Source organism: Gilvibacter sp., assembly GCF_965601605.1.
GTDB lineage: Bacteria > Bacteroidota > Bacteroidia > Flavobacteriales > Flavobacteriaceae > Gilvibacter.
In genome coordinates this window covers 1-24,834 of the sequence record NZ_CBFCWJ010000037.1, presented here as the reverse complement: position 1 = coordinate 24,834, position 24,834 = coordinate 1, and the positions used below count along the sequence as shown (strand labels likewise).

Here is a 24,834-nt window from a genome sequence, read left to right as displayed (position 1 = left end):
CGATGAGAATAGTATTTATGGGTACTCCAGAATTTGCGGTAGCTTCATTGGAGGCTTTGATCGAAGCGGATCATGAGGTTGTTGGTGTAGTTACTGCGCCGGACAGACCTGCTGGACGTGGAAGAAAGCTCAAAGCATCTGCAGTAAAAGAAGCCGGCCTAAAACACCAGATACCCGTTTTACAACCGCTAAAGTTGAAAAGCCCAGAATTTCTTGAGGTATTAAAGGAACTTGAAGCCGATCTGTTTGTGGTTGTCGCTTTTAGAATGCTGCCAGAAGTGGTTTGGAGTATGCCCCGTTTTGGCACTTTCAACCTCCACGGGTCGCTTTTACCAGAATATCGCGGAGCTGCCCCTATCCACTGGGCCGTAATTAATGGAGAAACAGAAACTGGCGTTACTACATTCTTCATTGATGAAAAAATAGATACTGGAGCCATTATTGCCAGTAAGTCTATGGCTATTGGTGCCGATGAAACTACGGGAGAAGTACACGATAGAATGATGCAATTAGGAGCTTCTTTAGTAGTGGAGACCGTTTCGGCTATTGAATCGGGCGAGGTTAAAGCACAACCGCAGCCTAAAGATAGGTCCTTTAAACCTGCGCCAAAGCTGCATGCGGAGAATACTCGTATTGATTGGAGTCTTTCAGGTGAGTATATATATAATAAGGTAAGGGGCCTAAATCCGTTTCCTGCAGCTTGGACTGAATTTGTCATCCAAGAGGAAGTTGTCTCTGCTAAAATCTACAAGGTGGCTTTTGAAGCTGCAAAGCACGATCTAAAAATCGGAAGCCTTCTTTGTGACAAAAAGAGTATCCGAGTCGCCATTGAAAATGGTTGGATCAATCTATTGGAACTCAAATTGTCTGGAAAACGAAAAATGACCGCTTCTGACCTTTTGAATGGATTCAGCATCCCATCAGATTCCAATGTCCAATAAACCCCCACAGGGTGTGGGCTGTATGAATTTTATCGATTAAGTGTAGCCGTTATTAACAATGGGTTCGAGTTATTAACAAAAACGCTCATTTCCCGCGCCATTCCTTGCATGGACCGATAATCCGATTAAATTTGTAAGGCAATAAAATAATAACGTTTAACCACTAATTTAATTTAAAGTTCAAATTATGAATAAATCAGATTTAATCGACGCAATGGCGGCCGATGCTGGAATCACTAAAGCAGCAGCTAAAAAAGCACTAGAGTCTTTTTGTGGAAATGTAGAAGGAGCTCTTAAGAAAGGAAACAGAGTATCTCTAGTTGGATTTGGATCTTGGTCTGTTTCTAAGCGTTCTGCACGTGAAGGACGTAACCCACAAACTGGGAAAACAATCAAAATTGCTGCTAAAAACGTGGTAAAATTCAAAGCAGGTTCAGAATTATCTAACTCTGTGAACTAGTCACAAACGCAATAAAATAAAGGTAAAACCCCGCAAATCGCGGGGTTTTGCTTTTCTAGGGATTTATTTCTAGATTTACTTATGCCAACATTAAAACCAACCAAAGGCGTACTGCTTATCGCAGAGCCTTCTATTTTAACCGATGTTTCTTTTAACCGTTCGGTGGTTTTACTAGCGGAGGTGAATGATGCCGGCGCCGTTGGTTTTATCCTCAATAAACCTCTGGAGTTTACTTTGAATGATCTCATCCCTGAGATCGATTCTGACATTACCGTCTATAAAGGCGGGCCTGTTGAGCAAGACAACCTTTATTTTATCCATAAAATACCTGAAATGATTCCTGACAGCGTAGAGATTGCGAGTGGAATCTATTGGGGTGGCGATTTTGAAGCCGTGATGAAGCTCCTGGAAGAGGGTAAGATCTCTCAGGAAGACATTCGATTCTTTTTAGGTTATTCTGGCTGGGCCAGCGAGCAGTTGGATGAAGAATTGCAGATCAACAGCTGGATTGTCATGAAAAACCCTTATGAAAACGAAGTCATAGGGATGAGCTATCAGAATTTCTGGAAGGAAAAGATGATCGAGTTTGGAGATGACTACGCCTTGTGGTCAAACGCTCCAGAAAACCCACACTACAATTAAGACAAGCGCACACGTGCGTTTAATTTTCCGATAAGGTCTTTGGCCACCGTATTGGTGTACTGTTTTTTGCGGTATTTAGTCACCGGACGGATTCCCTGCACTACGTTTGTGATGAACATCTCGTCTGCCTTTTGGAGCTCAAAGGGAGATACCGGCCCCTCCTCGATCAAATAGTCAGGCAATTCGAGTAATAACTTTAAAATCTGCTTACGCATGATTCCGTTCAAACAACCGCTGCTAATGGGAGGTGTTTTGATACGATCTCCTTTCACCAAGAATAAGTTCCCATTCAAAGCCTCAACGATCTGCTTATCAGTATTGACCACCAAACAGTTTTGGTAATCGTTCTCGTCCGCATAAATGCTGCCCAATACCTGCAAGGCCTTATTATTAGTTTTTAGGGTGGAAAGTAAAGAAGGGCTCAAATAGTGATCCTTATATAACTCTACCTCATAGGCAGATTCTTCTAAGGTGTAAAAAGGAGAATCTATCGCGCGCAAACTAATGGTATAATCTACTTCTAATTGCTTTGGAAGATACAATCCACCGGTTTTGCGGTAGACCAGTAATTTTACCACAGCAGTTTTAGAAGATAGTTCATGCGCTTCAACCAACTCTTGAATTTGCTCACTTAAAGCCTCCGGAGTGAATTCCATGGGGATCTCCATGCGCATGATACGCATGGCAGACATGAGTCTAAAATAGTGGTCTTCCCAAAAAAGGATCTTCCCCTGTTGAACACGTAGGGTTTCAAAGACGGCGTCACCGTAGTTTAAACCGCGATTGTCATTGGCGTGAATGCTTGTTTCTGAGCTGAGGGTTCCGTTAATGATCTGCATAAAAAAACTCCCGTTCTTACAGGAGTAAAGATACCATTTATAAGGACCAGATTTAAACCGATCCCAAAATATGTTTGAGTTCTGAGATCATATTGTCCCAAAGCATTTTACCCTCTTCCATTTCATCGTCTTCCGAAAAATCAGTGATCATTAGAGAAACGTCTTTGGTAATCTCATCAACCTGAATACGCAGTTCAAAATAGTAGTCGGTGTCTTCATCCTCCATCCAACGGAATTTGACACGCTCTCCACTCTTTTTACTAATGAGCTTAGCTTGTTCTTCACTACCGTCCCAAATAAAGGTAAAAAGCTCTCCTCTGGAATTCACATTATCTGCGTACCACTCTGAGAGTCCGGAAGGTGTAGAAATATATTGAAACAAGAGGGATGGAGACACATGAATAGGAAACTCCATTTCGTATTTGACTTTGTCGCTCATTACGTTTTTAAGATTGGAACGCTCCAATATATATATTAATTTGAAAGTAGAAAAGAATAAAACTTGAATTAAAAAAATAAAACAAAAATTGACCGCTTTATTTGGCTTGAGAAGATTTGTTGTTATCTTTGCTCGCTGTTAAAAACGGCGAGGTAGCTCAGCTGGTTAGAGCGTCGGATTCATAACCCGGAGGTCGGGAGTTCAAGTCTCCCTCTCGCTACAAAAGCAAACCCAAATACCGCAAGGTATCTGGGTTTTTTTTATGTCCTAAGCTGAAAGCTTGCTTTCAAAGCGAATGGACATGAAAAAACACAGTAAAAGCCCAACGGGCTTTTTGGGTTTGTATGCTTGTTAAGGCTTCCCAATTAAGACTCAGCGACTAAAAGGAGCTAAGTCTCTTTATAAGATTAAGACAAAACAACCCAACGGGCTTTTTGGGTTTGTATGCTTGTTACAGCTTCCATATTAAGACTCAGCGAGCGATAGCGAGCTAAGTCTTCAACAATTCAAAGAATTGGTGGGTTTAAGACTCACCGAACACCAGTGAGGTAAGTCTACAACAATTCCCCCGCGCCAGCGATCGCAGCGGCATCCTTTTCGCGTTAGCGGAAAGATACAGCGGAGAGCGCGGTCGTGAAGTGAATTTATTCTACTTCACGAGGCGCCCAAACCACTACCACCTCAAATTCACTTCCTGCAATTCACAACAATACAGTACTTATCAAGGCGCCCAAACCACCGAAACACATAAATTAAAGTATAACCGATATACTTCTTCCTGTTTCCTACAAGAATTAACTAACAATTGTTAATTCAACACCTTAAAAAACATCGATGAAATGCACTTTTTACGGTTGAAGTGCAAAAAAATCGTGTTTTTTCTTGGTCAAATGGATTTTAATACACATTTTTGTCCACGGCTGAATTACAGCCTAAAACGTTTAAACTTAACCTTAACCACGAATCGAATATGAAACCCCCGTATTCTTCATTCCGAATTCGAGCCTACTTAACCGCTTGTTTCTCAGGACAAAGAATTACTTCGATTTCCTCTTTGTGTTCGATCCGCGAAATGAACACGCCAATAGCTATTGGCCCCACTAAATCAACAGTTATGAACCCGAAACTACCTCTAAAGGCTATTACTTTTGTAATGGCATTGCTTGTGTCTACAGGACTGTTCGCACAGGAAACTGCAAAACGCGTTGTACTTAGTAACGTAACGGCAGAAGTGTCTAAAATGCTAGTCGACAATGGTGTCGATTTAAGATGTGGTGTTACACACGACCACGATGCATCTTCAGGACACGATGTACTGAAGTTGGAATTACTACCAACGGAGCTAAAAACATTGGATCGTTTGAACATACCTTATATGGTATTGATTGATGATCTCTACGCGCACTATGAAGAAGTCGCTGCTAAGGATCTTCCTCTAGCAAAAGCGCAATTGGCACAAATGAAAGCCGTTCAGGCGGAACGTTTAGCTGCCAAAGGTTCTGTGAGCAGCACTACTCAAGATAGTTTCTTGCAGTATACTGGTTCTTCTGAAATTGATTGGGCTATTCCAGCTAATTTCAACCTTGGAAGCAAGTTTTGGTGGATGTTTAACAGTTGACGAAGTAATGGATGAGTTAGATGACATGAATACCCTATTCCCAGGTTTGGTGTCTGCGAAGCAAGACGCTTCCCCTAGTGGCGAAGTTACTTGGGGTAATGACTCTCCAGGAACAGCGAACGATTGGGACGGTCAAACCATTTACTACGTGAGAATGACCAGCGATCAGGCTTCTGCAGAAGGTTCTAAGCCTGCAATGCTATTTACTTCCATGATCCACTCTAGAGAGGTAAGTTCATTAATGAGTAACATCTACTTCATGTGGTACTTGCTTGAAAACTACGGAGTTGATAACCGTGTTACTGAGCTTTTGGACAATAATGAAATTTATTTTATTCCTGTTGTAAACCCTGATGGTTTGCGTTGGAATGAGACCATTACTCCTGGTGGAGGAGGCCTACAGCGAAAAAACTTGAATCCAAGTTCTGGTTCAAGTACGGTAAGTTCATCAAACACCTCTCGTGGTGTGGACTTAAATAGAAACTTTGACTATTTCTGGGGAACCGCGGGTTCTGGTTCTTCAGGAACGCCAAGCTCTGATTCTTACCGCGGTACTTCTGCCTTCTCTGAGCCAGAATCACGAATTTTAAGAGACTTTATGCTGTATGATGGTCCGGATGCAGGTTCAGATCCTGACAGAGACTTTCAAACAGTTTTGATGAACCACTCGTTCGCCAACAGTATTCCTCACCCTTATGGAGGTAACCCTGGCAACGTGACTGGACGTGAAAATGAAATGCACGCATGGCACGCAGAGATGACGCGTTACAACCGTTACGTATCTGGTGCTACAATTTTCACCCCTGCAAACGGTATTGCTGACGACTGGATGGTTGGAGGTGCTACAGATGGTAACGGATCTACTGGATCTGGACAGAACATTTTAGGTACTACTCCGGAACACGGTGGTACCGGATTCTGGCCTTCATCTACTGATATTACACCTATTGCACAACGTGCAGTACGTCTATATATGTCTTCTATTTACTACGGAGGTAAATACGCCAAGTTCCACGACATGACTCAGTCTGACGTAACTAGCCTTAACCCTACTCTTACTTTTGGTATTGAGCGTGTTGGACAAACTGCTAGTGATTTTGACTTAGTAGTGACTCCAGGGAACAATATGACTGGATCTGCTGTCACTTTAAGTGCAAACGGACTCGGAATTAGCGGAGCTAGTGCTTGGACAAACCTAACCACCCCTGTTAGCTTAGACACTAACATTCAGGCTGACGACACTTTTACCTATACCATTTCTTTGCGCAACGATGACGGAAACGTGATCTACGAGGCAGAAATTGAAAAAGTTTACAACCCAACCGTATTGTTCTCTGACAACCCAGATACAGACAGTCTAACCAACTGGACAGCTACTGGAGCTTGGAACAATTCATCATTGGATGGGTTTACTGGAACACGTTCTTTGAGAAGTTCTAGTACTATTCCTTATACAAACAGTTCTAACGGAACCCTTACTTCTGGTGTAATTGACCTTTCTACTTCTGGAGAGAGTGTGATTCAGTTCTACACAAAGTATGATATTGAGCGTAACTTTGACTATGTTGAAGTTCTTGGTTCTACAGACGGAACTACATGGATTCCGCTAACAGGACGTTATACCAAACCTGAAGCGACTTCCTCTACAAATGATCACAATGCAAAGTCTGCGACCAATGAGGGTCACCAAAGCGGTAGCTCTGGAATTGTATATGACGGTGACACTTTTGATCAGTGGGTAATGGAAGAGATCGTGGTGAGTTTGAGTGAAAACACAAGCTTGTTTGGATCAAGTACAGTCCAGATCAGATTCCGCTATTCAAATGACACCAACAATGTTGGTGAGAACTATAGCTACGACTATGATGGATTCTTTATTGACGATTTTAAAGTGATCCGTACAAGTACTGAAGTACAATGTGATTTTGACGTTGTAAACACCTTCCCTTATACCGAAAACTGGGAATCAGGACGTGGATTGTTCAGTGAACAAGCTGGAGATGACGGAGATTGGTTGTTGAACACTGGTGGAACTCCATCAGGTAGTACAGGACCGAGCCAAGGTAATGGTCCTGCGGGTCAATATCTATATATTGAGTCTTCTGATATCGGTGTGACTACTGGCGCTATTGGATTCAATGCCCGCGCCATTATTGCGAGCTCTTGTATCGATTTGACAAACCACTACAATGCTTCCCTATCTTTTGATTACCACATGTATGGTGCCGACATGGGAACCTTAGCCCTTGAGGTAAGTGAAGATGGAGGAATAACTTGGACACAAGCCTTTAGTGTAAGTGGACAACAGCAAACTTCTAACGCAGACGCATGGACGACTGAGGTTGTAGACTTGAGTGCTGGAAATTATGACGGAAAGATAATCCGTGTTCGTTTTAACGGACTGACAGGATCAAGCTTTAATTCTGATATGGCCATCGATAACTTTGTAATTACTGCTACAGAGGTATGTACTGTAACCACCACTTGGGACGGAAGTTCTTGGGACAATGGAACTCCAACAGCTAACGTACAAGCTGTGATTGCAGGTGATTACAACATGAATACACAGCCGAGTATCGATGCTTGTGCCATTACGGTAAACAACGGTGCAACATTAACTGTAGCAGCTGGAACTTATGCCACTTCAACGGGAGACATCACGGTAAACACCGGTGGTAACCTTGTGGTTGCTCATGAAGGATCTGTTGTTCAAACTGATGACAGTTCAACCGCTACTAACAACGGTAGTATCACAGTATCTAAAACCACTCCTACGCTTGGATTCAGAGAATTCAGTGTAATGTCGAGCCCAATGTCTGCTTCTACAAGAGATGTTGCCTTCTCAGGAGCTTTTAGAGCTTTTGGACACAATACAGCAAACTTTGACACTAATGATGCAGTTACTGCTATCGTTGGAGACGCGATCAATTTTGTGGACCAAACTGGAAATGATCGTATTCCACTAACGGGATCTGAATCACTTGATGTTGCTCGTGGATATTTAGTAGTACCATTTGGACCAGGTCCTGATGCAACATATACAGCAAACTATACGCAAGGAACGCTAAATAATGGACAGATTACTAAGTCTATCATTTACAACGGATCTCCAGAAGAAAGTGCTAACCTTATCGGTAACCCTTATGCTTCTGCAATAGATGCTGACCTATTCCTAGCGCAGAACACACACATCCCAGAATTGTATTTCTGGAATCAGAACACAGCCCCTGCTGCTGGGCCAGGATACTTGGCATACAGCATGGAAGATATTTCTCAGTACAACTCCTCTGGAGGTATTGCGGCTGCTTCTGACCCAGGTAACATTCCTGATCAATTTGTACCATCAGGACAAGGATTTGGTGTGAAGCCTACTAGCAATGCCAATGCGGTATTCTCAAATAGCATGCGTGTTTCAGGAAACAACACTGGCTTTAAGAGCGCTCCTGCCACATCTACAAGACCAAACAGAATTTGGTTACAGATGGACAATGCGACTTATACAGAGTCTACCTCTACTACCCTAGTTGCTTTCTTGAATGAAGCTACTGATGGATTAGATCTTGGATATGATTCTAAGCGCATCGGTACCTATGTATCACTATTCTCTACTGTAGAGGATCTTGAACTCGGTATTCAAGGACGTTCTGCTTTTGTAGATGACGCGGTAATCCCAATGGGCTTTAGAACACTATTAGAAGAAACTACAGCTTATACTATTAGTATCGCTAAACTAGAAGGTGAAGACATTGAAGGAGCCACCATCTATATTAAGGATTTAGAAACGGGAACGATTACAAACTTGAGCGAACGTGATTATGTGTTCACTGCAGACCAAGGACACTATCCTAACCGATTCGAGGTTTACTTTAAGAATCGTGTACTCGATGTGGAAGACTTAGGACTAAACGCAAACACCGTATTGCTTTACCCTAACCCTGCATCTGACAGCTTTACTATTCAGAACACCAGCAACCAAACTATCGAACAAGTGACGATTTATGACATCCAAGGTCGCGTAGTTTACAATTCGGATATGAACGGACAGTCTGAGCAGAATATATTTGTAGGACAACTTCCATCTGGAGTGTATATGGTGAGACTTCAATCTGCCAACACAGATGTTATTAAGAGATTGATCAAGAATTAATTATCACTGATTTAAACTTGAAAGAGCCTCCCACATTTCGGGAGGCTTTTTTTTGTGATGTTTTTCCTACAGTATTTGTTCGTAATGATACATTTAAACCATAAAATACACTATATTTTCGATGAACGGTAAGATATAATTGATTAACGGTTTTACCGTAACACTATTTATTACCTAGTTTTGTACCGCGAACAATAAACAACTTAACCTCACACAAATGAAATTCATTTTAAATGCCCCCAAAAATGAAAACAAATACTTCAAAGAGAATTTTAGGGTTCCTATTTGTAGGAATGCTTACGCTCTCACTAGCTAAAGGATTTTCACAAACAGTAATCCATTCTGCCGATTTTGAATCGGGATTAGATGGTTGGACACTCGTAAGTGGTGCGCGATGGAATTCATCGAGTTACTCTTACACGGGTACCTTCAGTATTCAAATTGGACACAACACTGGAGATTTGCAGTCGCCTCAAATGGCCCTTGCTGCATACGACAAGGTTGATATCCGTTTCCATTTTACCAATCGTGGAATAGACACTGGTGAGAATCTAATTTTAGAGTATCGAGACAATCCTTCTGCATCTTGGGTTGTCATAAACAACTACGTTTCAGGAAACGTTGTTTCCAAAAATGCTGATTTTCAGTACAATGCTTCCTCTTCTGTGAAGTATGCTAAAATCATCGCAATCAACAGCTCGGATTATACCTTCCCTGCTTCTGCGACAGCTCAGTTTCGATTTAGAACAAACGCGGACGATTCGGCTGACCTGATTCACATTGACGCTGTAACAATTACAGGTACTACTTACAACACGATCTCTACAGGTCCAGGTGGTGTAACTAGCGGTTTAGAGATGTGGTTGCAAGCAGATAAGGTGGATGGATCTGGTGTAACAACAGACAACACAGGTTTAAACACTTGGCAAGATACTGGTAAGGGCCATGACGCCAATACTATGGTAAGCACCCAAGCACCAACGTACAAAAACAACGCAACAGACAATATTAATTTCAATCCTGTGATTGAGTTTAGCAATTCATCTGCTACCTCCAGCTCAGACATGGGTTATTTAACAGCACGTGACGAATTGACCGGAACAGGTGGTTTTTACAGTCATGACATCTTTATGGTGGTAACACCAGACGAGCCTATTACGAATACCATGATTCCCCTTGATACATTTACTGGCAAGGATCCTACAGGTACCACGGCTCAGGAAGATGTGACTGGATTCGGTTATGGGGCATATACTAACCGTTTTACCAATGAGTACTTTGCATACTGCATTGGTACCACCGCTGGTCCGGGCGATGGCTATGGCCGTGGTGACCTTACCTACAATGTAGATTTGAATCAAGTAGGTATCATCAACGCCCGCCACAATGCAACATCCGGAGCAACCGGACAAATGGTATACTTTAATAATATTGACATTGGAGACAGCGAGTCTGATTCTGCTGACTTTGCTGAGATCTCTAATCAAAAGTACTATATCGGACGCAGTCAGTATTGGAACGGAAGTTTTGGTGGACGTGTAGCAGAGATCATCACCTACTCTTCTACCAATGCCGACGGATCAGCAAGTGACGCCAGAAACAGAATTCAATCGTATCTAGCGATCAAATATGGAATTACCTTAGGCGCTAACGGAATCTCTCAAGATTACGTAGATGCTGGAGGTAATGTGATCTGGGATCAGTCAGCTGATTCTGCTGGTTTTAATTACGACATCGCCGGAATTGGACGTAGTGATGCTGCCGGATGGCAACAAAAACAATCCAAATCTATTAACAGCAATACCATGATCACCATGGGAATTACAGAGATTGCCACTACCAATAGTGACAATAGCAATAGTATTCCTATTGATGAATCATATTTAGTTTGGGGTAACGACAACGGAAGTTTGACAGCGGCTCCAGCCGTAAATGTAGACTTGAGTGCCAGTATTTCTGGGCTTTCAACACCTGTTGAGTTTACATCTATCTCACGTACTTGGAAAGTAGTTGAATCTGGTGGAAATGTTCCAGAAGTAACTGTTTCCGTACCTGAAATTTCATTATCAGCTACCCTAACCCCGCCGGGTAGCTACCTAATGTTTATCTCAAACACACCTTCTTTCAGTCCAACATCTGAGTATAGAATCATGACCCCCAATGGTTCTAACTTAGAAGCGTCTTATGATTTTGACGGAACCAAATACATCACTTTTGGATATGCTCCAATGTATGTGTATGAGCGTTCAGTTGATTTTGATGGCGCTGCGGATTACTTAGATGCTGATGATGTAGCAGATTTAAATTCTGCATTCACCATGTCTGCTTGGATCAAAACTGCAGCCGGAAACACGAATGTAGACATCATCTCTAAGCGCGATGCTGCTCCATTTACTCAAGGTTATGCGTTGAGAATTAACGGTAGTGGCGAACTAGAAGCGACTTGGAAAAACAGCTCAAGTGCAACACAGACACTTATCTCAAATACCGTGATGACAGATTACACGGATGTTTGGCACCACATAGCCCTGATCTTTGACGGATCAGACGCCTATTTGTATATCGATGGTGTATTGGACGAAAGTGGGTCGATGGACCCTCCAGTATCCACTTCACAACACTTATTGATTGGTGCTGCGGATTATTTATCTCCTCAAAACTTCTTTGATGGAACGATTGATGAAGTTCGTATTTGGAGACAAGCGCTAAGTATTGATCAGGTTCGTTATATGATGAATCAGGAGCTTTATGAGCACACTGACAATTCTGTTGACGGTACGATTCTGCCGCAAAGTATTACTCTCAATGAGGTAGCTTCAATTGACTGGCCAGATTTGGTAGTATACTATCCGATGAACGTATACACCTTTACAAATATCAATGACAGTTCAGGAAACAACAATGTAGCCGCTATCAAGAATTTAGATACTGTAGATTTCCAAACAGCTCCCCTTCCTTATGAAACTACTGCTGACGGAGATTGGACGGACGCATCTTCTTGGATTAACAACAGTGTACAATATTTACCTCAATCTAGCTCTATCGTAGATGGATCTCTAATTGAGTGGAACGTGGTCGACATCAACCACAACATTACCAGTTCATCAAACACTACAGTTCTTGCCGCAATGGTAGACAGTAGCGCATCTTTGGATATGGATAATGATAATAAACTAGAGGTAACGCACTATCTAGAGCTTGATGGTTTCCTAAACTTACAAGGAGATTCTCAACTCGTGCAAACTGCTGGATCTGATCTGGAAGTGACTAGTTCTGGTTATTTAGAGCGCAGTCAAGGCGGAACAGCTGATCTTTATACTTATAACTACTGGTCTTCTCCAGTGGGTAGAAACAATGCATTTACGCTAAACTGGGATTACAAGATCAACAACCGCCTGCGTGATGGCTCATCACACATTAACTGGGTGTGGGGTTATGACGGTGCAGCTGGTTCGCCAGTAAGTCTTTCTGCGCGTTGGATCTTCCGTTTTGAAAACGGACCAGTTGGAGACTATGACTCTTGGGAGTTTGTAGGACCTTATCAGTATTTCAGTGTAGGTCAAGGATTTACTATGAAAGGCCCTGGTACAGGTGGCGTGACAGATATTCAGAGCTACACCTTTACAGGTAAGCCAAACAACGACCAGGCCAGTCATGAAATTCAGTTGAGTATTTCAGCAGACAACAACTATTTAGTAGGTAACCCATTCCCTTCTGCATTAGATGCGAATGATTTTATTGCAGACAACCCCCACTTGGATGGTACCTTATACTTCTGGGAACACTTTGGAGGTGGTTCACACTTCCTAGCTGAATACCAAGGTGGATATGGTATGTATAACCTATCTGGTAGTGTGCCAGCGACGTCTCACCCATTAGTGAGTGATGCAGGGTCATCTACAAAATCACCAGGACGTTATGTTCCTGTAGCTCAAGGGTTCTTTGTAGCTGCGGATAGTGACGGTACGATAAACTTTAACAACAGTCAGCGTAATTTCGTAAAACTTGGAGGCTCTTCAGTTTTCATGTTCACTGATGATACATACGCAGGAGGTACTCCAACTACAGGAGATGAGCCTTCAACTGAGGAACCAGATGACACGCAGTTTGACGCTCCAGACACACGAACCAAACTACGTTTAGGATTTGATTCTCCTATTGGAATGCACAGACAACTATTGGTGACCTTTGACAACAATACCACACTAGGTGTTGACCACGGTTATGACGGTAGAGTATTTGACGAACAAGTTGAGGACATGAACTGGTTGATCGAAGATGAGCGCTATGCGATTCAAGGTATTCCAGTAATTGAGGGTAGATCAAGCGTTCGTAGAGCTCTTTATGTGAAGATCGAAGAATATGGTGAGATCACTATTGGTCTAGACGGTGCCGAGTTCTTGGGTGAGAAATTAGTTCCTTACCTACACGATAAAGAAACAGATACCTACGTAGATCTTAGATACGACTACTTTACGACATTGATCGAGCCAGGCGTATATGAAGATCGTTTCCAAATGGTTTTCCGCAAGACACCTCGTCAAGTGGATCAAATTTCTAACAAACAAGTTAACACTGTTGCTGCTATGCATGCAAAAACTTCGCAGCAAGTAACCGTGTTTGCTAAGGAGGAAGCTTTGACCATTAAAGAGGTTACTGTATACTCTATTCTAGGACAGCAAATTGGAACCTACCAATTCACCGGTAATGCAACTCAGGTAAACTTCCCTTCTACCTTGATGAGCACTGGAACTTATATCCTTAGAATTACAACAGACAAAGACGTTCAAACGACTAAGATTTTAATTGACAAATAATAGTTTGCTTAGACAAAGCAAGTAGTTTTTCCTAACGCAAAGGGAGCCCTGTAACGAGGCTCCCTTTTTTTTATGAATAAATACATGATGTAGGAAACCTCTGTAATAATTACGGTTTAAACACACAAAAACACCGTTAATCAACATATTTTTTCGACGAAATGCACTTTTTTGTCGATTATTATGTTAAAGCGAAAGGATTTTTTTTTAAGTTTGTTTACAGAATCTGTTACAGAAGACCCCAAATCGACCTGTGGCTTAATCTACTAGCTTATGGAAAAAACTACTTCTACCAACCGCGGTATCGCGTATGCGATGCTGATTTTTTGCATGATCTTTACGCCGCTTGTCACGGCGCAGACGGTCATCCACCAAGCGACCTTTGAGTCTGGACTGGATGGATGGACCTTAGTTACAAACGCAGATAGACAAAATAACGTCACCTTCGCGGCCCAAGGCAACTACGCCATTCGTATTAGAAATGCCTCTGGAGAAATGCGCAGTCCCCAATTAGCGTTGAATACCTACGACAAAATTGACGTTTCTTTTCGTTTCACCAACTATGGTTACGATACTGGTGAAACCTTCGATTTAGAATATAGACCGGACACCTCGAGCTCCTGGACCATTGTTGGAAGCTTCGTTGCAGGAAGCGTCACTGGCAAGACTGCCGACTTTCAAAACGGTGTTCCCTATGTAGACTATGCCAAAACGGTAACTATTTTTAAGACTGACCATACCTTCCCGAGTTCTGCTACGGGACAGTTTCGTTTTTCAAGTAACTCTACCTGGGATGGAGATCGTGTGTACATAGATTATGTAACCGTAACAGGGACAGCATACAATACTTCAATTACAGAAGGGCCTGGTGGCATCAACAACAATCTAGAGTTGTGGTTGAGAACCGACCGCGTTGATGGTAGTGGTTCTATTGCTGACAACACTGCGCTAACTACATGGGAGGACTACGGAAAAGGAAATGATGCCAACGTCTTAGAATCTTACCAAGCACCGACCTATTACGACAACAACAACAACAACATCAACTTTAATCCAGTGCTTTCTTTTAGTAATGACAACAATTTGTCAGGAAGCGATATGGGTTATTTAGATAGCAAAAATGAAATGGCTGGAACTGGAGGTTTTTACAGCCACGATATCTATATGGTAGTAACTCCAGACCAAACCATTACCAATGGAATGATCCCGTTGGACACCTTCACTTCTACGGACCCAACAGGAACAACATTTTCTGAGGATGTAACTGGTTTTGGATACGGAGCCTATACCCAAAGATTCACTGGAGAGTACTTTGCTTACTGTATCGGAACAACCACCGGTGCTGGTGACGGTTATGGTAAAGGAGATCTTGACAATGCTATCGATCTGAATCAGATTGCCATCATCAATGCACGCCACAACAGTACAAGTTCGCCTACGGGACAGAATGTATACTTCAACAATATTGAGATCGCGGAATCTGAATCAGACGCTGGTGATTTCGCAGAAGTTTCAAACACCAGATACTGGTTAGGACGCAGTCAATACTGGAACGGTAGCTTTGGAGGTAGAATAGCAGAAGTAATCACCTACTCTGCCACCAACACAGACGGTTCTTTGACAGACAATCGCAACAGAATTCAGTCTTACTTGGCGATCAAATACGGAATTACCTTAGGAGTCAATGGAGTTTCTCAAGACTACGTAGACTCCAACGGAAACGTGATCTGGGATCAATCCTCTGATGGAGGAGCCTTTAACTGGGACATTGCCGGATTAGGTCGTTCTGACGCAGCCGGACTGATGCAAAAGCAATCTAAGTCTGTTAATGCCAATACCCTTGTTACTATGGGTATGGCCAATATCGAGTCAACAAATAATGCAAACACAAATGATCTCACTGATGACGAATCGTATTTGGTTTGGGGACACGATAACACCAGTCTAAACGCTGTTGCCCCTATCATTGTTGATATGAGTGATGGTGTACCAGGATTGACTACTATAGTAGAATTTACTTCTGTAGAACGCACTTGGAAGGTTGTTGAGACTGGAGGTGATGTTCAGAAAGTGGAGGTATCTGTACCAGAAGCGCAATTAGCTGCTACTTTGGATCCACCAGGGGAGTATTTAATGTTCATCTCCGACACACCGACCTTTAATCCGAACTCAGAATATCGCATTATGCGATTGAATGGAGGAAACTTAGAAACTACCTACGATTTCAACGGCACCAAGTATATTACCTTTGGATATGCCCCGGAGAACATTTACGTGCGCTCCGTTGACTTTGACGGTAGTGTAGATTATATGGATTCTGATGATTTCCTAGACCTAGATTCAGACTTTACGCTTTCTGCTTGGGTTAAGCGGGACGCTGGTACGGATAGAGACATCATTTCTAAACGTAATACAGCTCCATATACTGAAGGGTATGCGGTTAAAATTGATGGAAGCGGACATGCTCAAGCCATTTGGACTAACAGTGGTGGAGCCGTACAAAGCCTAACCTCTTCTGTAGAAATTCCAACAGATCAGTGGCACCATATTGCGGTCACTTATGACGGAACTAATGCACGCATCTATATTGACGGTGTTTTAGACGTAACTGGTCCTATGGATGCTCCAGTGAGCAACTCGCAACACTTCTTGATCGCAGCCTCAGATTACGAGAACCCATCCAATTTCTGGGATGGAGGCATTGATGAAGTGCGCGTTTGGGATACAACATTAGGAGAAAATCAGATCCGATTCATTATGAATCAAGAGATCATAGAACACTCAGACAATACAGTAACTGGTAGTATTCTGCCTCAGAGTATTTCACTCAATGAGGTATCCTCAATTCCATGGGGACAACTTATGGCCTACTATCCGATGACGACCTACACCTTTACCAACATTAAGGATGAGTCTGGAAATGGAAATACAGCGGCCATCAAGAATTTGGATACCGTTGACTTCCAAACTGCACCACTACCCTATGAAACAGATGCAGATGGTGCATGGGATGACGCGAACACTTGGGCGAATAGTAACGTACTTTATTTGCCAGGGTCTCTATCCATTGTTGACAATACCACGCCAATTGATTGGACGATATCTAGAGTTAATCACGACCTGACAACCTCAAATAATACCACAGTTTTAGGTGTGTTTGTAAACGTTGGAGCGGAGATTCTTGTTGACAACAACAATAAGTTTGAAGTATCACACTATTTAGATCTTGCCGGATTTATCGACCTTCAAGGAGAATCTCAATTGGTTCAAACACAAGGAAGTGACTTGGAAGCAACCAGTGCTGGTTATATTGAAATTGATCAAGGAGGTACAGCAGATACGTACACCTATAATTATTGGAGTGCTCCTACCAGTACATTCTCCTCAACCAGCGTGAATGAAACATTCAATATTAATCGTGTCCTACGTGACGGTACGGATGTGAATAATCCTGTGTATGTGAATTGGGTGGGTGGCTATAACGGTGCGCCAACCACTCCGATCTCCCTGTCCGATTACTGGTTGTTCAAATACGACAACCACCCTATTGGAGACTACAGCTCATGGCAATACCTCGGTCAATGGGGTGCACTAGATGCTGGACAAGGATTTACCATGAAAGGCCCAGGATCTGGAGCTGTTACAGATATACAGAACTACACCTTTACAGGTAAACCTAACAACGATCAAACAGGATACGAGATACAACTCTCAATCACTGGTGGAAACAACTATCTGGTAGGTAATCCGTTTGCCTCTGCTTTGGATTCACATGACTTTATTGCAGACAACCCACACCTAGACGGTACCTTGTACTTCTGGGAGCACTGGGGCGGTGGATCACATATTTTAGGTGAGTACCAAGGTGGGTATGCTATGTACAACCTCTCTGGAGGAGTTATGGCTACCAGTCACCCTGATGTAAGTGCTGCAGGTGTTCCTACCAAAACTCCAGGACGTTATGTAGCGCCGAGCCAAGGATTCTTTGTTGCTGCGGATACTAACGGTACCATTGAGTTCAATAACAGTCAGCGTAACTTTGTTCGCTCCGGATCGAGTTCTGTCTTTGTCTTTACCGATGACTCCTACGCAGTGCCATCCACTCCAGCGACAACGACCTACAGCGAACCAGACGACAGCGATCTAGACGCGCCAGACATGCGTCCTAAATTGCGTATTGGCTTTGATTCACCAAAAATGTTGCACAGACAATTGCTGTTGACCATTGACCCGAACACTACTTTGGATTACGATCGCGGTTATGACGGACGCTTGTTTGACGATCTAATTGAAGATCTGAACTGGGATATCGCTGGTGAACGTTATGTGATCCAAGGAATTCCAATGGTAGAAGGAAACAGCAGTGTGGTACTTCCACTAATTGCTGAGATTGCAGAAAGCGGAGAATTCACCATTGGTCTTGACCAAGCCGTGAACCTCAATGAAAAGATCATTCCTTATTTGCGTGACAAGGAGTTCAATATCTACACCAATCTTCTAGAAGAGGTGTACACGGGAACTATTGACGCGGGAATGCATCCGGATCGTTTTGAGATTATCTTGCGCAGAACACCGAGAAACCGAGATATTGACACGAGTATGAAGTCTGTGGAATCGGCAGTATACGCTATGCATCAAAAGCAAGCTGCTCAAGTGAGCGTAATTGCTAAAGAAGCTGATGAAACCATATCTACGGTAGAGGTCTACTCTATCTTAGGACAATTCATCGGACGCTATAACTACAGCGGCACCAATCCGCAGGAGGCTTTCTCTTCAGCGCAAATGGCCACTGGAACTTATATACTTAAGACTACAACCAACACAGGGACTCATACAGTTAAAATCTTGATTGAGAAGTAGTTTAAACTTTAATTCATAACCAAAAGGCGAGAATCCCATGATTCTCGCCTTTTTATTTTCTTACCAGCCTGTTAAAGCCGCTTAAATCCGATTCGATATTTTGTAACTTTATCCTTTATAATTCGTCATATAACGCAATTAAAAGCCTTTACCATGTTTTCATTATTCCGTGAGAATGTTCGAATTGCGATGGATTCCATCCGCAGTCAACTCCTTAGAACCATTTTAACGGTAGTAATCATTGGAATAGGTATATGGGCCCTAGTAGGTATTTTAGCGGCGGTAAAAGCTTTAGAAAACACGATTTCTAGTGACTTTGCCTCTATGGGTGCTAACTCCTTCAACATTCAGCGTTACGATTTCACCTCTCAGGGAAGACGCGGTGGAGAGCGCCAAAAGATCAACCCGATCATCAGCTATCGGAATATCAAAGATTTTCAGGACGCCTACAACTACCCTTTTACCCGTACCTCTGTTTCTTTCCGCGGAACCAGTCGTGCGGAAGTACGTTATGAGGGCAACAAGACAGATCCTGAGGTACAGGTTTACGGAGTAAATGAGAATTACCTAAACAACACCGGTACGGAAGTGGAAAAAGGACGTGACTTCAATGTTTTTGATATTCAGAATAATGTCAACGTCTGTTTGCTCGGTGCGGATTTCAAAAAGACCTTATTTGAGGGCACTGACCCTATAGGTAAGACCTTGAGCATTCGCGGAGTAAAGTTCAAAGTCATTGGACTCTTAGAGTCTAAAGGAGCGACTTTTGGTAACAACCAAGACCTTAAGGTGCTGATCCCTATTCAGCAAGCCAGAAGTATCTACACCGCTCCTAACATCACTTATACCATCAGTGTTATGGTAGATGACAAAGAATACTTGGAAGGCGCTCAAAGCGACGCTATTGTTACCTTTAGAAACGTGAGAGGCCTCTCCCCTGTTGAAGAAAATAACTTTGGATTAGAGCGTAGCGAGGATTTGATCAACAGGATTGCAGAGATCACTGGAGTTCTAGAGTTTGCCGCCTGGTTCATCAGCGCCATTACCATTTTTGGTTCTTTGATCGCCTTGATGAATATCATGCTTGTTTCTGTTACGGAGCGTACGCGAGAGATAGGGGTACGTAAAGCCTTAGGAGCAAAACGATCTACTATAGGAACACAGTTTTTAATGGAGACCGTAGTTATTGGTCAGTTGGGAAGTATCTTGGGAATTCTCCTAGGTTTGGGAACTGGTTTGGCTTTTGCTAAACTGGCCGATTTTAACTTCAGTATTCCTTGGGGTGCCGTGATCGCTGCGACCATTATCACCTTTTTAGTGGCCGTTGTCGCAGGTTCTTATCCCGCCATGAAAGCCGCTAGATTGGATCCTATCGAGAGTCTTCGATATGAATAAATTATAGCTTTAAGTAAATTTAATTAATTGCCTTAAAAACAATTAATTAATAATTTCATCAAGTGCTTCAAAAAGTTCCTTGCCAGCAATGTTTGCACCTTGTTGGATCAAACCAAAAATCTGTTGATTTCTGTTAGCTCCTAGCGCTTTATTTCCCGTTTGCAATTGAACTGCATCCTCTTGAATATTCTCGATTAGCCATTGCCGCCCTTCCGCTGTAGTGAGGTCTGCTGCACCAGAAGGAATACGCGCATGGATCATTCGCATTTGATCGTCCTCAATAGCTATACAAAACACTTGATCAGGGCTCGAGTTCTCTAAATACTTCGCTGCACTCAGCGCTCCCTCCCACACCAGATCGCTAAACACATCCAATTCCGCTTCAGCAACCTCAGGCTTATCTGCTTTGAGCTTCTGCCATTCGTCTGCCGTAATGCTTTGAGTAGCTAAAAAGCGGGTGAACTCCTCTTGAAGCTCTTCAAACTGTTCTTTGGTAAGTCTTGTATATTTCATCCTTTCAAAAAAAAAGGCCTTCTGCAGATACAAAAGGCCTTTTACTATTATTGGAGGGCTAATTAGCTCTTAGCCTCTGCTACTACGTCAAAAGTCAAGCTAGCAATCACGTCTCTGTGGAAACGTACTTTGGCTTCGTATTGCCCGGTACGTTTGATGTTTCCACCAGCTACAGAGATGAACTTCTTCTCGATGCTCACTCCAGCTTTTTCCAAAGCCTCGGCTACGTCTGCGTTGTTTACAGAACCGAAAAGTTTATCACCTTCACCAGCTTTAGCAGTGATCTTTAACTCAAGGCCGTTCAATTTGTCAGCCTCTTTAGTCGCGTCGTCTACCAACTTCTGCTCTTTGAAAGCGCGTTGCTTCAAAGTCTCTGCCAATACTTTCTTAGCAGATGAAGTAGCTAGGACCGCATATCCTTGAGGGATCAGGTAGTTTCTACCGTATCCGTTCTTTACAGTAACGATATCGTCTGTAAACCCAAGATTTTCTACATCTTTCTTTAATATAAGTTCCATGACCGTACTGTATTATTTTAATAGATCCCCTACGTATGGCATAAGTGCAATGTGACGTGCTCTTTTAACAGCTACGGCCACTTTACGTTGATACTTCAAAGAAGTACCAGTCAAACGACGAGGAAGTAATTTACCTTGTTCATTCACAAACTTCATCAAGAAGTCTGGATCTTTGTAATCGATGTACTTAATACCAGACTTTTGGAAACGGCAATATTTCTTTGCCTTCGTAGTCTCGATGTTAAGCGGCGTCAAATAACGGATTTCACCGTCTTTTTTGCCTTTTGCTTGTTGTTCAATACTAGACATGATTAAGCGGTTTTAGCGTTACGTTTTCTTCTTTTCTCTGCCCATGCGATAGCATGCTTGTCCAAACGTACCGTTAAATAACGCATGATGCGCTCGTCACGTCTAAACTCTACTTCTAATGGGTTGATCACTTCACCAGGAACGGTGTACTCGAACAAGTGGTAAAAACCACTTTTCTTGTGTTGAATAGGATAAGCAAGCTTCTTAAGCCCCCAGTCCTCTTTTGAAATCATCTTAGCTCCGCCAGAAACCAAAAAATCTTCGAATTTCTTTACTGTTTCCTTTATCTGCTCTTCAGATAAAACGGGATTCAAGATGAAAACAGTTTCGTAATGATTCATACTTTATGTTTGAATTAAATTTAAGTCTCTTGTTAAAGAGGGGGCAAAAATAGCACTAATTATAGAATATTCAAAGCCCCACTACCCTTTAATTTCCTACATATTAGCCTTACAGTTTTGACAGTTAAACGTAGTTTTTTCACCATTAATCGTTAAGTTTAGTTAAGAAATGTTGTCGTTCATCGATAATTTGTGTATAATTGTACGTTACTAAATCTATTATTGCCTTGGAAAAAACCGTACTTAACTGTGCTATAGTTGACGATTCCAGCCTACAACGTCTTTCTATCGTCAAGCTAATCCAAAACCACCCCTCGCTCAATTTAGTAGCCGAGTACAACAACGCTATTGAAGCAAAGATGGGGCTCTTGGACACACAAATCGACTTGATATTCCTTGATATCGAGATGCCGATCTTATCGGGATTCGACCTACTCGATGACCTGAGCGTTAAACCACAGATTATTTTCGTTACTGGGAAAACCAAATACGCTTTTAAAGCCTTTGACTATGATGCTGTAGATTATCTGCGCAAACCTATTTCAAAGGAACGCTTCCTAAATGCGGTGCATAAGGCGATTACCAATCATAGACTGCACAATGAAGACGGTTTTGACGATGAAGACTTCATCTTCGTAAAAAGTAACTTGAAAAAGCGTAAAGTATTCTTGAATGAACTTCGTTATATCGAAGCTTTAGGAGATTACGTAAAACTGGTGACCGAGCACGATTCTTTGGTAGTACTATCTACTATGAAGAATTTTGAGTCGCTCCTGCCAGCCGATCGCTTCTTGAGGATTCACAAGTCTTATATTGTAAACCTGGATAAGGTGGAGCGTTACAACAGTAAAGTTATTGAGATCGATAACGATCAGCTGCCGCTAAGCCGAAACAGAAAGACCCAATTGGTAGAAGCACTTACTGCTTCCATGAAGGCCTAATACGGATCTACATCTACAACTAGTTTTATTCGCGCAAAAGGTTTTTGCGCTTCAAAGTTGCGCACGAGCTGCCCGACCTTTCCTTTGTATGCCTTTATTCCAGCGTGAATGGGCACTTTTAGCAATACGTGACTGAGGTATTCATTCCGAATTCTACCTACAGGAGGGATCTCCGGTCCTAGTACACCGTCATTGAATTGTGCTTCCAAAGCTTTGGCAAACCAACGAGCACCATTCTGCATCGTTTCAAAATTTCGATGTTTAAAAGTAAAACGGATCAAGCGATTAAACGGCGGATAGCCATAATATCTGCGTTGTTCCATTTCATCCTTAAACATCCCATCAAAATCATGCGTGGTCACTTGCTGGAGGATCATATGCTCTGGATTGTAGGCCTGAATCAAAACCTTACCGCGATCTTTAGTACGTCCTGCCCTACCCGCAACCTGACTCAGCAATTGGAAACTACGCTCATGTGCGCGAAAGTCTGGAAAATTCAATAGCGTATCGGCCTGCATAACACCTACTAAGCCAACCGCTCTAAAATCAAGGCCTTTTGCCAGCATCTGCGTCCCGACCAAAACATCGATCTCTCCTTGTTCAAAGGCGTGGATGAGTTTGGCATGCGCATGCTTGCCTTTAGTAGTATCTTGATCCATACGAGAAATACGCGCTTCTGGCAGTAATTCCTGCAGTTCATTCTGAATCTGCTCTGTACCAAATCCTTTAGGGTCCAGAGTCATACTGCCGCAGGCGCCACATTGCTTGGTTATAGGTGTGGCATATCCGCAGTAATGACAACGCAGCTGCCCTTTCGCCTTGTGGTAAGTCAAACTCACATCGCAATTAGGACACTGTGGAGCACTCCCGCAGGTCATGCATTCCATAATGGGCGCAAAACCCCTTCGATTCTTAAAAAGAATCACTTGTTTGTTTTCTGACAAGGTTTCTTTAATGGCTTCCAGCAAGGTGTCTGAAAAATGCCCTTGCATGCGTTTCTTACGGTTTTTATCCCGCAGGTCTACCAATTGTGTGTCTGGCAGCAAAACCTTCCCAAATCGCTCCTTAAGGCTTACCAAGCCATATTTCCCGGTACTTGCGTTGTGATAGGATTCTAAAGCTGGTGTTGCAGAGCCCAAAAGGACTTTAGCCTGTGTTAACGCTCCTAGTACAATAGCACTGTCTCTGCCGTGGTACCGAGGAGCCGGGCTGTATTGTTTAAAAGAATGTTCGTGCTCTTCATCAACAATGATGAGCCCCAAATCCTGAAAAGGCAAAAATACCGTAGAACGAGCCCCTATGACCAACTGCGCTTTTGCATCTCGCCGCAATACCTGATTCCATACCTCTACCCTTTCATGTACGCTGTAACGGGAATGATAAACCCCTACGCGATCTCCAAAATAATATTGCAATCGGCTGATGAGCTGCGTGGTCAGTGCGATCTCTGGCAACATATAGAGTACCTGTTTGCCAGCATCGAGCATTTCTTCTATAAGTTTTACATAAACCTCCGTCTTTCCGCTAGAAGTCACTCCGTGAAAAAGACAAACGGATTTATTGGCAAACGCTGTTCTTATTTGTTCTAAAGCCCTTTGCTGTGCCTCTGATAGACCTTTTGAGGCTGCCGTTTCTTGCTCCCACAGAGCCTTACGGTCGGTTTGTTTCTTTTCTTGAATGACAATTCCCTTATCAATCAAGGCTTTTAAGGGTGCTGCACCACCAGATACCGCAGACAAAAGCTCTTGTCTTTTTACGGCCCCAGACTGTCTCGCACTAAGCATAAAGAGTTGCATAAGCACTTCCTTTTGTTTGGGAGCGCGTTGCATTTCATCCAAGAGTGCGGTCAGAACTGTCTCCTCTTGATATTCTGGCGCCAATTGAAGGTAAGACACCATCTTTGGGATGTACTGCTCGTAGAGCGTCTCTACTAAAGCCACGCGATTTTTATCAATCAGGGCTTGAATAACTCCAAGGACCTGCTTTTTCTCCAAAAGATTCCGTACGTCATTGAGATGTAGTTGCTGTCTGTTCTCTAACGCCTCAAGTATTAA

General features: G+C 42.7%; 16 protein-coding genes and 1 tRNA gene. 10 read left to right on the top strand and 7 right to left on the bottom strand.

Annotated features, from left to right (window positions below; all coding sequences use genetic code 11):
- Positions 1-2 precede the first annotated feature (2 nt).
- From fmt to ACSLP7_RS10215, 3 genes are all read left to right on the top strand, one after another.
- Positions 3-941, top strand: a complete 939-nt coding sequence (fmt, locus tag ACSLP7_RS10225; protein ID WP_435579213.1) for a methionyl-tRNA formyltransferase — start codon at positions 3-5, stop codon at positions 939-941.
- 187 nt (positions 942-1,128) lie between these two features.
- On the top strand, positions 1,129-1,401 hold the full coding sequence (locus tag ACSLP7_RS10220) for an HU family DNA-binding protein (RefSeq protein WP_087525164.1): 273 nt from the start codon (positions 1,129-1,131) through the stop codon (positions 1,399-1,401).
- A gap of 81 nt (positions 1,402-1,482) precedes the next feature.
- Entirely contained in the window at positions 1,483-2,043 is a 561-nt protein-coding gene (locus ACSLP7_RS10215; RefSeq protein ID WP_435579212.1) for a YqgE/AlgH family protein, read from the top strand.
- Here the strand turns inward: ACSLP7_RS10215 and ACSLP7_RS10210 are convergent.
- Positions 2,040-2,882 (bottom strand): aminotransferase class IV, encoded by an 843-nt coding sequence (locus ACSLP7_RS10210; protein ID WP_435579211.1) that lies wholly within the window; start codon positions 2,880-2,882, stop codon positions 2,040-2,042. The two genes, ACSLP7_RS10215 and ACSLP7_RS10210, sit on opposite strands and share 4 nt — an antisense overlap.
- Before the next feature lie 52 nt (positions 2,883-2,934).
- Positions 2,935-3,321 (bottom strand): START-like domain-containing protein, encoded by a 387-nt coding sequence (locus ACSLP7_RS10205; protein WP_435579210.1) that lies wholly within the window; start codon positions 3,319-3,321, stop codon positions 2,935-2,937.
- A gap of 146 nt (positions 3,322-3,467) precedes the next feature.
- Here ACSLP7_RS10205 and ACSLP7_RS10200 point away from each other — a divergent pair.
- From ACSLP7_RS10200 to ACSLP7_RS10175, 6 genes are all read left to right on the top strand, one after another.
- Positions 3,468-3,541: transfer RNA gene (locus ACSLP7_RS10200), tRNA-Met, on the top strand.
- Between the two features lie 894 nt (positions 3,542-4,435).
- A complete protein-coding gene (locus ACSLP7_RS10195) occupies positions 4,436-4,939 on the top strand; it encodes a hypothetical protein (protein WP_435579209.1) in 504 nt (167 codons plus the stop codon).
- Entirely contained in the window at positions 4,905-9,086 is a 4,182-nt protein-coding gene (locus tag ACSLP7_RS10190) for a M14 family zinc carboxypeptidase (RefSeq protein ID WP_435579208.1), read from the top strand. Before ACSLP7_RS10195 ends, ACSLP7_RS10190 begins: the two co-directional genes overlap by 35 nt.
- A 245-nt stretch (positions 9,087-9,331) precedes the next feature.
- Positions 9,332-13,903, top strand: coding sequence for a LamG-like jellyroll fold domain-containing protein (locus ACSLP7_RS10185; RefSeq protein WP_435579207.1), 4,572 nt, complete (start codon positions 9,332-9,334; stop codon positions 13,901-13,903).
- A gap of 273 nt (positions 13,904-14,176) precedes the next feature.
- Positions 14,177-18,763, top strand: a complete 4,587-nt coding sequence (locus tag ACSLP7_RS10180) for a LamG domain-containing protein (protein ID WP_435579206.1) — start codon at positions 14,177-14,179, stop codon at positions 18,761-18,763.
- A 153-nt stretch (positions 18,764-18,916) separates the two neighbouring features.
- The gene (locus tag ACSLP7_RS10175) at positions 18,917-20,158 is read left to right on the top strand and encodes an ABC transporter permease (RefSeq protein WP_435579205.1); all 1,242 of its coding nucleotides are present in this window, start codon (positions 18,917-18,919) and stop codon (positions 20,156-20,158) included.
- 42 nt (positions 20,159-20,200) lie between these two features.
- Here the strand turns inward: ACSLP7_RS10175 and ACSLP7_RS10170 are convergent, their stop codons facing one another.
- The 4 genes from ACSLP7_RS10170 to rpsF form a co-directional block, all read right to left on the bottom strand.
- A complete protein-coding gene (locus ACSLP7_RS10170) occupies positions 20,201-20,671 on the bottom strand; it encodes a DUF6495 family protein (RefSeq protein WP_435579204.1) in 471 nt (156 codons plus the stop codon).
- A gap of 62 nt (positions 20,672-20,733) precedes the next feature.
- A complete protein-coding gene (gene rplI, locus ACSLP7_RS10165) occupies positions 20,734-21,189 on the bottom strand; it encodes a 50S ribosomal protein L9 (protein ID WP_435579203.1) in 456 nt (151 codons plus the stop codon).
- A 12-nt stretch (positions 21,190-21,201) separates the two neighbouring features.
- On the bottom strand, positions 21,202-21,501 hold the full coding sequence (gene rpsR / locus ACSLP7_RS10160; protein WP_435579301.1) for a 30S ribosomal protein S18: 300 nt from the start codon (positions 21,499-21,501) through the stop codon (positions 21,202-21,204).
- Positions 21,501-21,839 carry a 30S ribosomal protein S6 gene (gene rpsF / locus ACSLP7_RS10155; protein ID WP_087525154.1) on the bottom strand — a complete coding sequence of 113 codons (339 nt, stop codon included), beginning with the start codon at positions 21,837-21,839 and terminating at the stop codon, positions 21,501-21,503. Before rpsF ends, rpsR begins: the two co-directional genes overlap by 1 nt.
- A 200-nt stretch (positions 21,840-22,039) precedes the next feature.
- On the opposite strand from rpsF, the gene ACSLP7_RS10150 reads away from it, so the two are divergent.
- Entirely contained in the window at positions 22,040-22,780 is a 741-nt protein-coding gene (locus ACSLP7_RS10150) for a LytR/AlgR family response regulator transcription factor (protein WP_435579202.1), read from the top strand.
- On the opposite strand, the gene priA is transcribed toward ACSLP7_RS10150, so the two are convergent.
- The coding region (gene priA, locus ACSLP7_RS10145) for a replication restart helicase PriA (protein ID WP_435579201.1) at positions 22,777-24,834 on the bottom strand (2,058 nt) is incomplete at its 5' end. The two genes, ACSLP7_RS10150 and priA, sit on opposite strands and share 4 nt — an antisense overlap.

Coding starts and splice junctions, on each gene's coding strand:
- ACSLP7_RS10210 (WP_435579211.1), bottom strand. CDS start 2,882: ATGCAGATCATTAACGGAACCCTCAGCTCAGAAACAAGCATTCACGCC.
- ACSLP7_RS10170 (WP_435579204.1), bottom strand. CDS start 20,671: ATGAAATATACAAGACTTACCAAAGAACAGTTTGAAGAGCTTCAAGAG.
- ACSLP7_RS10220 (WP_087525164.1), top strand. CDS start 1,129: ATGAATAAATCAGATTTAATCGACGCAATGGCGGCCGATGCTGGAATC.
- fmt (WP_435579213.1), top strand. CDS start 3: ATGAGAATAGTATTTATGGGTACTCCAGAATTTGCGGTAGCTTCATTG.
- ACSLP7_RS10175 (WP_435579205.1), top strand. CDS start 18,917: ATGTTTTCATTATTCCGTGAGAATGTTCGAATTGCGATGGATTCCATC.
- ACSLP7_RS10195 (WP_435579209.1), top strand. CDS start 4,436: ATGAACCCGAAACTACCTCTAAAGGCTATTACTTTTGTAATGGCATTG.
- rpsF (WP_087525154.1), bottom strand. CDS start 21,839: ATGAATCATTACGAAACTGTTTTCATCTTGAATCCCGTTTTATCTGAA.
- ACSLP7_RS10215 (WP_435579212.1), top strand. CDS start 1,483: ATGCCAACATTAAAACCAACCAAAGGCGTACTGCTTATCGCAGAGCCT.
- ACSLP7_RS10185 (WP_435579207.1), top strand. CDS start 9,332: ATGAAAACAAATACTTCAAAGAGAATTTTAGGGTTCCTATTTGTAGGA.
- ACSLP7_RS10205 (WP_435579210.1), bottom strand. CDS start 3,321: ATGAGCGACAAAGTCAAATACGAAATGGAGTTTCCTATTCATGTGTCT.
- ACSLP7_RS10180 (WP_435579206.1), top strand. CDS start 14,177: ATGGAAAAAACTACTTCTACCAACCGCGGTATCGCGTATGCGATGCTG.
- rplI (WP_435579203.1), bottom strand. CDS start 21,189: ATGGAACTTATATTAAAGAAAGATGTAGAAAATCTTGGGTTTACAGAC.